The sequence below is a fragment of the Chromobacterium sp. genome (assembly GCF_041912965.1).
GTDB classification, from domain to species: domain Bacteria; phylum Pseudomonadota; class Gammaproteobacteria; order Burkholderiales; family Chromobacteriaceae; genus Chromobacterium; species Chromobacterium aquaticum.
In genome coordinates this window covers 31,556-43,701 of record NZ_JAYSGF010000028.1, presented here as the reverse complement: position 1 = coordinate 43,701, position 12,146 = coordinate 31,556, and the positions used below count along the sequence as shown (strand labels likewise).

At 58.5% G+C, this 12,146-nt stretch carries 13 protein-coding genes and 1 tRNA gene; 5 read left to right on the top strand and 9 right to left on the bottom strand.

The window, feature by feature from the left end; all coding sequences use genetic code 11:
• Positions 1-51 precede the first annotated feature (51 nt).
• The 3 genes from ACE3QM_RS15285 to ACE3QM_RS15275 all read right to left on the bottom strand — a co-directional run bounded on the left by ACE3QM_RS15285 (position 52) and on the right by ACE3QM_RS15275 (position 1,938).
• Entirely contained in the window at positions 52-534 is a 483-nt protein-coding gene (locus ACE3QM_RS15285; RefSeq protein WP_231461214.1) for a hypothetical protein, read from the bottom strand.
• A 189-nt stretch (positions 535-723) separates the two neighbouring features.
• Complete coding sequence (gene rnhA / locus ACE3QM_RS15280; protein ID WP_231461213.1) at positions 724-1,167, bottom strand: ribonuclease HI; 444 nt, start codon at positions 1,165-1,167, stop codon at positions 724-726.
• A 9-nt stretch (positions 1,168-1,176) separates the two neighbouring features.
• Positions 1,177-1,938 carry a class I SAM-dependent methyltransferase gene (locus tag ACE3QM_RS15275; protein ID WP_231461212.1) on the bottom strand — a complete coding sequence of 254 codons (762 nt, stop codon included), beginning with the start codon at positions 1,936-1,938 and terminating at the stop codon, positions 1,177-1,179.
• A 13-nt stretch (positions 1,939-1,951) separates the two neighbouring features.
• Between ACE3QM_RS15275 and gloB the strand changes: the two genes are divergently transcribed.
• Both gloB and ACE3QM_RS15265 read left to right on the top strand, forming a co-directional pair.
• Positions 1,952-2,716: a hydroxyacylglutathione hydrolase gene (gloB, locus tag ACE3QM_RS15270; protein WP_374423050.1), complete on the top strand. Its 765-nt coding sequence runs from the start codon at positions 1,952-1,954 to the stop codon at positions 2,714-2,716.
• 199 nt (positions 2,717-2,915) lie between these two features.
• Positions 2,916-4,664 (top strand): LysM peptidoglycan-binding domain-containing protein, encoded by a 1,749-nt coding sequence (locus ACE3QM_RS15265; protein WP_374423048.1) that lies wholly within the window; start codon positions 2,916-2,918, stop codon positions 4,662-4,664.
• 56 nt (positions 4,665-4,720) lie between these two features.
• Here the strand turns inward: ACE3QM_RS15265 and ACE3QM_RS15260 are convergent, their stop codons facing one another.
• Together ACE3QM_RS15260 and dtd are read right to left on the bottom strand one after the other, a co-directional pair.
• Positions 4,721-5,800, bottom strand: coding sequence for an FUSC family protein (locus ACE3QM_RS15260; RefSeq protein WP_374423046.1), 1,080 nt, complete (start codon positions 5,798-5,800; stop codon positions 4,721-4,723).
• Between the two features lie 6 nt (positions 5,801-5,806).
• Positions 5,807-6,259: a D-aminoacyl-tRNA deacylase gene (dtd, locus tag ACE3QM_RS15255; protein ID WP_374423044.1), complete on the bottom strand. Its 453-nt coding sequence runs from the start codon at positions 6,257-6,259 to the stop codon at positions 5,807-5,809.
• A gap of 132 nt (positions 6,260-6,391) precedes the next feature.
• On the opposite strand from dtd, the gene yaaA reads away from it, so the two are divergent.
• Entirely contained in the window at positions 6,392-7,165 is a 774-nt protein-coding gene (gene yaaA / locus ACE3QM_RS15250; protein WP_374423042.1) for a peroxide stress protein YaaA, read from the top strand.
• A gap of 7 nt (positions 7,166-7,172) precedes the next feature.
• On the opposite strand, the gene ACE3QM_RS15245 is transcribed toward yaaA, so the two are convergent.
• Complete coding sequence (locus tag ACE3QM_RS15245; protein ID WP_231461207.1) at positions 7,173-8,168, bottom strand: 2-hydroxyacid dehydrogenase; 996 nt, start codon at positions 8,166-8,168, stop codon at positions 7,173-7,175.
• On the opposite strand from ACE3QM_RS15245, the gene ACE3QM_RS15240 reads away from it, so the two are divergent.
• Both ACE3QM_RS15240 and ACE3QM_RS15235 read left to right on the top strand, forming a co-directional pair.
• Positions 8,167-8,472 carry a hypothetical protein gene (locus ACE3QM_RS15240; protein WP_374423040.1) on the top strand — a complete coding sequence of 102 codons (306 nt, stop codon included), beginning with the start codon at positions 8,167-8,169 and terminating at the stop codon, positions 8,470-8,472. The two genes, ACE3QM_RS15245 and ACE3QM_RS15240, sit on opposite strands and share 2 nt — an antisense overlap.
• A gap of 918 nt (positions 8,473-9,390) precedes the next feature.
• Positions 9,391-9,777: a hypothetical protein gene (locus ACE3QM_RS15235; RefSeq protein ID WP_374423038.1), complete on the top strand. Its 387-nt coding sequence runs from the start codon at positions 9,391-9,393 to the stop codon at positions 9,775-9,777.
• Positions 9,778-10,410: 633 nt separating this feature from the next.
• Here ACE3QM_RS15235 and ACE3QM_RS15230 read toward each other — a convergent pair.
• The 3 genes from ACE3QM_RS15230 to ACE3QM_RS15220 all read right to left on the bottom strand — a co-directional run bounded on the left by ACE3QM_RS15230 (position 10,411) and on the right by ACE3QM_RS15220 (position 11,900).
• Positions 10,411-10,487, bottom strand: a tRNA-Met gene (locus tag ACE3QM_RS15230).
• Positions 10,488-10,910: 423 nt separating this feature from the next.
• Positions 10,911-11,537: a VC0807 family protein gene (locus ACE3QM_RS15225; RefSeq protein WP_374423036.1), complete on the bottom strand. Its 627-nt coding sequence runs from the start codon at positions 11,535-11,537 to the stop codon at positions 10,911-10,913.
• A gap of 177 nt (positions 11,538-11,714) precedes the next feature.
• A complete protein-coding gene (locus ACE3QM_RS15220; RefSeq protein ID WP_019103612.1) occupies positions 11,715-11,900 on the bottom strand; it encodes a hypothetical protein in 186 nt (61 codons plus the stop codon).
• Positions 11,901-12,146 lie beyond the last annotated feature (246 nt).

The following is a 12,146-nucleotide window of genomic DNA, read 5'->3' as shown; positions in this document are numbered from 1 at the left end:
GCTCAAGCCCGCGGGGTTTCCCGCCAAGGGCGACGAATAGAGGACGCGCCGTCAGCTAGCCGCGGGGTCGTTGGCCTCAATCTTGATCACGCGCGTATTGCCATCCAGGTTATTGAAGCTGCGATTGATCACCCCAATCGCGCTGCTGTGCCCCCCCTTCACGGTTTTGTCGAAAATAAAGGAGGCAACGCCAAGATTGCCCTTGATCACCACGGGCCTGCCTGCGCCAGTCCAGTTGGAGCTGAGTAGTTCAGCGGAGCCCTGCCCTGTCATTGTTAACTCCAGGGTTTGATCGAGATAACAGTTACCGCCGAACGTGGTGGCCGGATAAATCACCACTTGATCATCAGAGATGACCAGATTGGCCTTGCCGCCTGGGGCGACTTTTTTCTTATCCGGGTTGCTTGGCAACTTATACTCGAGGTCACAGCGAGTGTTATTGTTAATCAAATCCAGAGTATAAGTCTCGGCGGCCATGGCCTGAACGCTGCACATGGTCAGCGCGCCGGCGACCGCAAGAAGGAATGGCTTCATGTTTTGTTCTCCATAAATTAATGAGTTAAGTTTGCCAAAGTAATTAAGCGTTCTCATTGGCGGACTCAGGTTAATGGAGAGCGGAAAAAGCCGATAACAATCTAAAAAAAGGTTAAAAAACCCGGTGCACCGGCCCGGTTCCGCAACACGCAAACCAGGCCTGCGGCGCCAGGCTTCGCCGCCGCAGGATCAAGCCAGCTCTACGCCGCGGTTGGCTAGTTGGTCCGCCCTTTCATTGTATTCATGGCCGGCGTGGCCTTTGACCCAGCGCCATTCCACATGCAGATGGCGGTTGCGTTCCGCGTCCAGCTGCTGCCACAGATCGGCGTTTTTCACTGGCTCCTTGGCCGCGGTTTTCCAGCCGCGCGCCTTCCAGCCGTGTATCCATTCGGAAATGCCTTTTTGCACGTATTGGGAGTCGGTATACACCACCACTTTACACGGCCGGTTCAAGGTGGCCAGGCCCTTGATCACCGCCAGCAGTTCCATGCGGTTATTGGTGGTATTGGCCTCGCCGCCGCACAATTCCTTTTCCTTGCCCTTGAAGCGCAATAGCGCGCCCCAGCCGCCCGGCCCCGGATTGCCCTTGCAGGCGCCGTCGGTATACATCTCTACTTTGTCTTCTGTCGTCATGCTGTCTCGTTATTGACGGGGTTCCTGCCCCGCTTGGTCTGTTGTGTCGTAGCCGCGATGGCTGTGATGGCGCTCATTGCCGGCGGCCACCGCCAGGCCGGCCTTGGCCTTGGCCTGTTTCCAACTGGGCAGAATCAGCCGCATGCCGCGCTGACGCTTGACGGCCTCGATGCCGTACACCCCGGCGGCCAGCGGCCACCAGCGATCGCCGGCGCGCTCCATGAAACCGAAGCGCTGCACCCAGTCGCAACGGGAAAACGGCGGCGCGTAAGCCATGAAGCCGCCGGCGGCGGGCTCCAGCTCCAGCAGTGTCAGCCAGTCCTTGATGCGCACCAGCGACAGGAAATGGCCGCTCCACGGCACCGCGGCGCGGCCCTGGATCAGCCTGCGCACGCCCCATAGCGATACCGGATTGAAGCCGGTGAGGATCAAACGCCCTTCCGGCATCAACACGCGCTCGGCTTCACGCAGTACCTGGTGCGGCACGGTGGTAAAATCCAGCACATGCGGCATCACCAGCAGGTCCAGGCTGCGGCTTTCAAACGGCAGTTGCTCGGGATTGCAGGCGATGTGCGCCGGCCCGGAGGCGGCGACGCGGCACTGCCATGGGATGCGGTTGGCGCGCAGGAAATCCACTTCCGGCAAACCCAGCTGCACCGCGTGGAATCCGAACACGTCGGCGACGGCGCGGTCGAAATAAGCCTGCTCGCGCTCCAGCAGATAGCGACCCAATTCGCTGGAGGTCAGCCAGTCGCTAAACGAATTCTTCATCAAGAGAAGCCTTATGCCAGCCAAATTCACCGTCAGCCCGGTAGGGGCCTTCAGTGACAATTATATCTGGGTTTTACATCATGGCGGCCACGCTGTCGTGGTTGACCCGGGCGAAGCCGCGCCGGCCATCGCCTTCCTGCAGCGCGAAGGCCTGCAGCTGGAAGCCATCCTGATTACTCACCATCATGCCGACCACATCGGCGGCGTGGCCGAGCTGCTGACACGCTGGCCGCAGGCCGCGGTCTACGGTCCGGCCGACATCGCCGCCGTCAACCATCCGGTGATGGAGGGCGCCAGCGTCGAGCTTTCCTTCGGCACGGCCACGGTGCTGGAGGTTCCGGGGCACACGCTGAACCATCTGGCCTACCTGATAGCCGGCGCGCTGTTCTGCGGCGACACCCTGTTCGGCGCCGGCTGTGGCCGGCTATTCGAAGGCACGCCGCGGCAGATGCACGATTCGCTGAGCAAGCTGGCCGCGCTGCCGGACGCCACCAAGGTGTATCCGGCGCATGAATACACCTTGTCCAATCTGCACTTCGCGCTGACGGTGGACCCCGGCAACCCGGTGCTGGCCATCCGCATGAGCCGGGACCAGAAACTGCGCGAGCAGAATCTGCCCACGCTGCCGTCCACCATGAGCCTGGAACGCGCCAGCAACCCGTTCCTGCGCGCGGACGCGCCGGCGGTGCGGCAAGCCGCGGCGCATTGGAGCGGGCAGCCGCTGCATGACGTTGTCGAGGTGTTTGCTGCGCTGCGGGAATGGAAAAACCGCTTTTAAAACCATGACAATAAGCTGAATCGTGATCGCCACTGTAAAAAATAACTGGCACATGACAGTCTGCATGGCCTATATGTCAGCAAAGCGCATGAATTAATTTGGCTTTTTGGTTGACACCCCTATGTTGGCTGTTTAGCATCAGCCGAAATCAGAATTCCGGGCCCGCCAAATGAATCGCTTCACCCCATTGGCACTATCGTTGTCATTTGCTGTTGTGTTTGCCTCTGCCGCGCATGCGGAGAATGGGGCGTTTCGCCAATCCGTCGGCGTGGACGAGGGCCTGGCCGCGGGCCTGGACATGATGCTGCTGAACTCCAGCCTGCTACGCAATGGCGATAATGTTTGGGAACGCGCTCGCGAAGGTTTCCAACTGCCGGAAGTGAATGCCGACATCGTGCGGCGCCAGGAACGCTTTTATGCCAGCAAGCCGGAATATTTCCGCCGCACGCTGGACCGCAGCAGAAAATATCTGTTTCACATCATGAACGAGGTGGAGCGCCGCGGCATGCCCACCGAACTGGCTCTGCTGCCACTGGTGGAAAGCGCCTTCGTGCCCACCGCCAAGTCCCATGTCGGCGCCGCCGGCCTGTGGCAGTTCATGCCGGCCACCGGCCGCCAGTATGGCCTGGAGCAAACCTGGTGGTACGACGGTCGCCGCGATGTGACCGAAGCCACCCGCGCCGCGCTGGATTATCTGGAAAACCTGTACGCGCAATTCGGCGACTGGAATATCGCGCTGGCCGCCTATAACTGGGGCGAAGGCAATGTTTCCCGCGCCATCGCCCGCCTGCAGGCCAGCGGGCAGGAAGTGACTTACGAGAATATCCGCATGCCCAACGAGACGCGCAACTACGCGCCCAAGTTGCTGGCGGTACGCAATATTCTCAATGATCCGGCCAAGTTCGGCGTGCGCCTGGACAAATTCCCCAACAAGCCCTATTTCGTCACAGTATCCACCGGCAAGCATATGAATATCGACATCGCCGCCAAACTGGCCGGCATGTCCATCAATGAATTCAAGGAGCTGAACCCGGCGTTCAATCTGCCGGTGTACGCGCACAAGAACGGCCGGCAGATGCTGATCCCGGCGGCCAAGGCCGACAAGTTCGAGGCCAATCTGGCCAAGTGGGACAAGCCGCTGCTGACCTGGGAGGTTTACACCCCGCCGGCCGACACCAGCGCCAGCCAGATCGCCAGCGAGCACGGCATGAGCGCGGGCCAGCTGCTGGCCGCCAACAATCTGTCCAGCGGCTCGCTGAAAGCCGGCCAGCCCGTGTTGGTGGCGATGAGCAAGGACCAGCGCGACATCCGCCCGCTGGACGCCACCGATACCTCGCTGCCTGAGAGCGGCAACGGCGCCACCCTGCTGGCGCAGGCGGACAGCCCGAAAGCGATACCGGTGCCCAGCGTCCAACCCGCCGAAGCCAAACCCGTGCAGGTGGCCCTGGCCAGCCCGGCTCCGGCCGCCGCGCCGCGTCAGGACATCAAGCCGGCGGAAACCGTGGCCGCGGCCCCGGCCGCAATCAGCGCCGATGCCGACGGCAACTACACCGTGACCGCCGGCGATACGCTGTACAGCATCGCCCGCCGCTTCGATATTGGCCTGGACGACTTGAAAACCGTCAACGGCATGGACTCCAACATCGTCAAAGTGGGCCAGGTGCTCAACATCAACAAGCCCATAGACAAAGGCGTCAGCGTAACGCTGCTGGCCGACAACAGCCGCGCCAACGCGCAGCAGGACGCCTTGCTGAAGGTCAGCGGCCTGCAGACCAGCCAACGCGCCACCGGCAGCGTGCCGGCGGAATACGTGGTGCAGCGCGGCGACACGCTGTTCAGCATCGCCCGCCGCTTCGGCGTCAACCACAACGATATCCAGCGCTGGAACGACTCCCGCCAGCTGACCCGCTTGCAACCGGGGCAGAAAGTGCGCATCCAGGGCCTATAAACGCATCGGCACACAGAAAAAGCCAGGGCTCGCCCTGGCTTTTTTCTTGTCCGCCGCTAGCGGCTGCGCCCCTGGCTGGCGCTGCTCAGCCAGTGCCAAACCAGCAGCAAAATGCCACGGCTGGGCGGCGGCACTTGCATCAGCAGGGGCAGCAGTTCCGCCAGATCCGCGCGCAGATGCTCGCTGGCGAGGTTGAACTCCGCCGCCAGCCAATGGCAATACGATGGCTTGTCCAGCGCCAGCGGACTCAGCGCCGCGTCCAGCGGCTCCGCCAGCAGCGCCGGCTGATTAAAGCGCATGCCATGCGCCGCCCGCATCAAGACCCGGACGATGTCGCGGCGCTGTTCCGCGCCATCGCTGAGCGCCGGCGTGGCCTGCGCCACCTCGCCCATCCGGTCCAGCAAGCTGCACAAGGAGCGCTGGCGCCGTTGGATCGCGTCGAAACGCGCGGCCGGCAGGCCGGATTCCTGCACCGCAGCCGCCACCAGCGCGCGCATGCGTATCAGCCTGCCGTTGAAGCGTTCCAGCGCCACGCCGGCGTCCACCTCGCGGCGCCGCGCGATCTTGCTGTACAGCGCCGCCGCTTCGCGCAGATTGTCCGCCAGCAGGAAACGCCAGCTGTCTATTGCCCGCAGCGGAAACAGGCCGGCGGCGGCCAGCCCCAGCAACGAACCGGCCAGCACATTGAAGCCGCGCCACAGCGCCGCTTCCACCGGTTCATTGCCCAGGCCGGCCACGATCACCATGGTCAGGCCCACCAGCAAGGCCAGGTATTCGCCCTTGCCCAATGCGAACCAGGCGCTGAGCATCACCAGCGCCGTCATCCATGCATAGCAGGACAACGGCGAATGGCGATACAGGGCCATCGCCACCAGGCCCGCGGCCGCCCCCAGCAAGGAGCCGCCCATGCGCTGCAAGGCCTTGCGCCTCACTCCGCCCCAATGCGGCACACTGCCCAGTACGATCAGAATGGTCACCAGCATCCAGCTGCCGTGCGGGATGGTGAACAACAGGTTCAGCGCCAGTCCGACCCAGAACGCCGCGGCCACGCGCAGCACATGCGCCTGCCGCGCGTACAGGTTCAGGTAATAAGGCGTCAGCAATATCCGCCACGATGTCAGCCGGCTCGCATTCATCCGCGTCTACTCCATGGACTTGCTGTCCAGCCAGATTGTCACCGGGCCGTCATTGACCAGCGCCACCTGCATATCGGCGCCGAACACCCCGGTTGGCACTGGCTTGCCCAGGGTTTGCGCCATCGCGGCGACGAATTGATCGAACAGCGGTTTGGACTGCTCCGGCCGCGCGGCCCGCGAGTACGACGGCCGGTTCCCCTTCTTGGTGCTGGCGAACAGGGTGAACTGGCTGACCGCCAGCACCTCGCCGCCGCAATCCAGCACCGAACGGTTCATCACCCCGGCCTCGTCATTGAAAATACGCAGTTGGCTGAGCTTGCGCGTCAACCAGACGATATCCTCCGGCCCGTCCGCTTCTCCCACGCCCACCAGCAACAGCAAGCCCGCGCCGATCTCGCCGCGCACTGCCCCCTCCACCGTGACCGATGCCTGCCGCACCCTTTGCACCAATACCCTCATGCCGTCTCCTTGCCGGAAAAATGAATTCAAATCCAGACTTGCATTCTAGGGCCAAGCCCGCCGCTGGTCACGAGGCGGGCCAAGCCGGGCTCAGTCCAGTACAATGGAGCTTGCTCAATAAGGATTCGCCTCATGCTGATGGTCATCTCGCCAGCCAAGACGCTGGACTTCGACACCCCCGCCGCCACTGATCAATACACTCAACCGGATTTTCTGGCTCACAGCGCCGAGCTGATCCAGACGCTGCGCGCCAAGAGCCCGCTGGAAATCGGCAAGCTGATGAGCATCAGCGACGCGCTGGCACAGTTGAACGTGGGCCGCTACCATGACTGGCAAGCGCCGTTCAGCCCGGCCAACGCCAAGCAGGCGGTGCTGGCGTTCAAGGGCGATGTCTACGAAGGCCTGAACGCCGCCAGCCTGGAGCCGGGCCAGTTGAGCTATTTGCAAAGCCATTTGCGCATCTTGTCCGGCCTCTACGGCACGCTGCGGCCGCTGGACCTGATGCAGCCCTACCGGCTGGAGATGGGCACCCGGCTGAGCACGCCTCGCGGCAAAAACCTGTATGAGTTCTGGGGCGACACCGTGACTCACGCGCTGAACGCGGTGCTGGAGCAAAGAAAAGACCCGGTGCTGGTGAACCTGGCCTCGGAGGAGTACTTCAAGGCGGTGAAGCCGGCCAAGCTCAACGCCAGCCTGATCACCCCGGTATTCCAGGACCGCAAGAACGGTCAGTACAAAATCATCAGCTTCTACGCCAAGCGCGCGCGCGGCATGATGGCGCGCTGGGCCGCGCTGCATCAGGTCAGCCAACCGGAACAGCTCAAGCACTTCGACAGCGCCGGCTATGCCTTCGATGCGGCGGCCTCCAATGAGCTCAGCTGGGTGTTCCGCCGCGATCTGCCCTGAACTTGAACTAGGCGGAGATGGCGTGGACCAACGCCTCTCCCCGCTCAAAAGCGCCGGCATTGCCCAAGGTGGTGTCGGCGATATTCATCAGCGCCTCGCGCGTCAGAAAACCCTGGTGCGAAGTCACCAACACATTGGGAAAGGTCAGCAGCCGCGCCAACTGATCGTCCTGCAGCCCGCTTTCCGACAGATTCTCGAAAAACACGCCCTCTTCCATCTCGTACACGTCCAGGCCCACGCCGGACAAGCGACCAGCCTTCAAGGCCTCCAGCAGCGCCGCGGTATCGACCAGGCCGCCGCGGCTGGTATTGATCAACACCGCGCCCGGTTTCATCCGCGCCAGCGTATCGCGATTGACCAGGTGCCGGCTGTCCGCCGTAAGCGGCAGATGCAGGCTGATCACGTCCGCCTGGCTCCAGATTTCGTCCAAGGACACGAACTCGCAGCCCAGGCTCGCCGCCAACCCGGCATTGGGATACAGATCATAGGCCAGCACCCGCATGCCAAAGCCGCGGGCGATGGCCATCGTGGCCTGGCCGATGCGGCCGGCGCCCAACACCCCCATGGTCTTGCCGTGAAGATCGAAGCCCACCAGTCCATCCAGAGAAAAATCCATCTCCCGCACCCGGGTGTAGGACTTGTGAATACGGCGCACCACCGCCAACAGTAAAGCAAAGGCATGTTCAGCCACCGCGTGCGGAGAATAGGCTGGCACCCGGGTCACCGCGATGCCGTGCTGGCGGCAAGCCGCCAGATCCACGCCGTTGTAGCCGGCGCAGCGCAGCGTCACCAGCTTCACACCCTCAGCAGCCAGCTTCGCCACCACTGTGGCGTCCAATCTGTCGTTGACGAAGGGGCACACCGCGTCGAACCCCTGGGCCAGACCCACGGTGTCCAGGTTCAAGCGCGGCTCGAAGAACTGCAACTGATGACCATGCTTGCCATTGGCTGCCTGCAGCGCGTGACGGTCGTAATTCTTGGTGTCAAAAACGGCAATACGCATGCTGCGGCTCCTGAATGCGATGGATGAAACCACTATAAGTCAGCGCGGCACCGACCCAGAAGCGGAACATGCAATCCGGACCATTAAACCTGGCGGCGGCCTCAGCTCAGCCAGTCATCGCCTTGCTCGATGTTGCGGCAAACCCACGGGTTTAGCGGTAAATGCACACTTTCACCAACTGATGCGTCTCAATTCAGAGCAACGCAATCGGAAAAATTATTCCATAGACATAAAACGGGTCGTTGAATTTTCATCATCCGGACCCAAAATACAAATGTATGAAAATGTTCATACTATCAAATAAGAATTAACTTGCTAATGACATTTCCAACCCAAGCTCACCCCGCCACTGCCGCGACCCAACCTCCGATCACCATTCCCACCGTTACCCTCCCCGCTTCTGAAGCTTGCGATTTCGGAAACTGCAAATAAGCGTAGCTAAATCAAATGGAATGCCCTACCTACAGCGCTTCAAACGATTTCCACCGCTTTTGCCATTATCTCCGCCACCGCTCTCACCTTGACCTTTCACCAGCAGCGCCTCGCAGCTGGATGAATAGCTCCAGTTATTGATCCCCACCATAGAAAGGCCCGAAGCATTAAGCATAGCCTTAAAATCCCATTGTCATTTAGAGACTTAGTCGTTGGACCATTGCTCCGCACACAGGCTTAAGCCTTCCATTTTAAGTGACAAAAATCACTACTCAGACAAGCCACACCCAGGGGATACGATAGGATTTTACTTGGCGGAAATCATTGATTCCAGCTTAGAAAAGGATAGGAATCAAGTGCAGGGATTTATATACAGCGAACCAAAAAATGCGAAAAGAATAAATTAAAAAAATAAATAATTAAATGAAAACATAAATTCAGTCGATATATAGCCAAAAAACTTTACACCGGAATTCAGAAAAAAACTGCACTAATAGACAGTTACAAGCCGTAGCCGGCCAGCAGTAATGTTCAAACATTAATCAAAATTATCGTCGCCCTTATTTTAATGCGGCATCAAAAAGGCGGAGCCACAACCCCTGAGCGCAGGCGGTAAAGTCAAAAATCGCAGATAAGATTTATTCTTCTGGGCAATCCCAAAACCCACGCAGAAGTCAAAAACAACATAAGTAATTAAAAACAAACTTACTCTTGAATTTAGATGCTAATAAACATGCACTTTGAACGTAGACCGACCCGCGTTCATCAGCTCTATCGGGGGTCGAGCCACATGCATAGACATACAACTTTTTTTTCTCATAAAAATCCATGCAGTGCCCCATTGCAAACAGACGAGAGGAGGTGTATTTCAGTTCTGAAAAACTTAAAAACGAAACTAAAATTTAATTTATCAAACTTAAATTCAAAGGCAAAAGCCATGACCAAAGCGAGTATCTATATAGTCATTTTTTTAGCAATACGTACTCCTACCGTATATGCAAACAATGATGACAATGCGGGGGCTCAGACAATGGAAGGTGAGCTCATTTCTTCGCCGATTGAATCTCACAACGACGAAGAATATGAAGCCATCTCACCCATGCCAAGAAAAACCATGTCTCACGATGAATGGCTGCAATGGTGGTGCAGTCAGCACCCAGGATTTTGTCGTGACTAGACACAATGATAAGGCGTAAGCCCATCAATCACAGCAGCGTAACTCTTTATTCGTGTTTTCTGCTGGAATGGTTTTTGTTATGGGAAGCAAAGTCATGTAGACAGCGGATTGTTGTACTCTGCTGGCTCAGCGCCGCGCAACGGCTAGGCGCAGCGTGATGCACCATGTCGGCTCATGCAATCCCAGCGGCCTGCGCGTTGGCAATCTGCGCGCAGGCTCTTCTTTGATATGGCATTAGCACCGTGACATCGCAGGATTGGCCCAGCGCATAGAGAGCCCTCCTCTCGCAATGAAATGTTTTACTAAGCCTTATTCCGTACATTAGTTATCCCCATGCAAGAACATCCACAAGCCCAGCAAAACAATGACCAAACCCCACACAATCACTAAGAGCCAGTTCAAAGTCTCGCGAACAAGAGCGAGACAAGGCGAAAACGGCTGAGAAAGTGGAGTGTACAAATGGTACATGAGCATTTTGAGCGCGGTTTCAACGCCGTATCGCTGGAGCTCAGCAGACTTTGAACAGGTTCTAAGAAGGATTTCGGCAGGACAGGGACCGCCCCAAGGATCAACGTGGGCATGATCTGAAAGCAAAAAGGCCAACTTTTTAAAGTTGGCCTTAGCGCTTGCTTATGGTTGCGGGGGCAGGATTTGAACCTACGACCTTCGGGTTATGAGCCCGACGAGCTACCAGACTGCTCCACCCCGCGTCTGATCTGTCTGCCGTGTTTCGTGCAGAGGAGTGAACTATACCCTGTGGGATTCATGCCGTCAAGCCGTTTTAGAAAAAACCACTCTGCCTCGAAAATACTGTTCGAACAAAGATGATTCATATTTATTAACAGTTGATCCGAGCCGCCACATACCTGATCAACAAAGACCGTCTAAAGTGAACTCAAGGTCAGCGCAGTTGTTCTCCCCGAGCAACTGCGGCCCGAGAAGTCAGCCGCCTGTCTGCCAACAGGCTCTGCCGATGCGGGCGCGATCTTGTGCATTTTGGAAGACATTGCCGCTGTGGCTTCGACTGCCAGCGAAGCCGCACACCAAGCAGCCGTGTCTTTCCTCCTAAGTGTTCATCACGGAACTTCGGGCCGCTTATGCGGCCCCTTTTTTTTATCCAAAGCCAAACGAGTTCAAGAAGCGGCCAAGGCCGCTTCGGCGGCACGGCGCATCCGGCGCCGGTACAGCAAGGTCATCAAGCACAAGGCGCCCATCACGCCATAGCTGATGAAGGGCGCCACCAACAGCACTCGCTCCACTTTCCAGGTCCAGGCCATGTAAACGCGAGCGCCCGCCTCCAGGCTCAGGCCCAGCCCCCACCACAAGGTCATCTGCCGTATGGCTCCGCGGAAGCCATCCAAGCCCCACAAACGCTCGAAACGTTCACGCCCCTGCGCCGATTCCCGAGCCAGGGTCGCGCGCGCCAGATAAAACACCAGCGGCCGTCCAATCAGCAAAGACGCCAGGAAGGCGCAGCCTATCAGACCGGTGACCAGGGACTCGCGCAGCAACAGCAAGCGCGCATCGCCACCTAACAGCATCGCCAGCAAGGACAACGCTATGCCCAACAACACCAGCAAGCTCAGCGCGTCCACGCGCCGGAAGCGCAGCAACTCGGCCATGCTCCATAATATCGGCGGCAACGCCGAAAACATCAGCGCGCCGGCTTCACCCCAGCGCGGCTCGCCATAGCGGTAGCATAGCCAGGGCAGCAGGAAATTGATGATGACTTCCAGTATCAGTTTTGCTCGTTGCGGCACGTTTGCTCTCGCCATCAAATGCGAACAGCATGAACAATTTGCATTGAAACGTCAACTGGTGTGATTTGAGTTTTTTGCAAGGATCAATCGAGGCTGGGCGCAAAAACAAAGCCCCGCATTTTGCGGGGCTTCATCTGTAATCTGCGCAATGGAATGGACAAACGCAGGGGGATGGCATCAGGCGGCAGCCTGGATGAAGGCATTGGCTGGATAAAGCGCGCTGGCAAGGCCCAAGGCGGACTTGAAGGTGACTTCGAACATCTTGCCCACCTGTCGGATGCTGACTACTTCGTAATGCATGGTGGAACCACTGTCCTTGTGCTCAAGGATTTTGTAGCCGGGTTTCAGTTGAGAAATTTTCATGATGGTTCATTCCTTTTTCTTGTTTTTGGGTTGTTTAAAATTCATTTCATCTAGAGACATACCATATTTTCAGAAGTTCCGCCAGCTGCCCGAGAATGTGTCGCATTTGACTTGCGATGACTGTAACAGTCGCAGATGACAGCCCGGTGAAGGTTTCGGGGCCGCGAAATGACGCGGCCCCTGCATGCCAATATGACAGCAGGGGCCGTGGGACCCAACTAGCAAAAAGAACAGTCGGGATTAGGA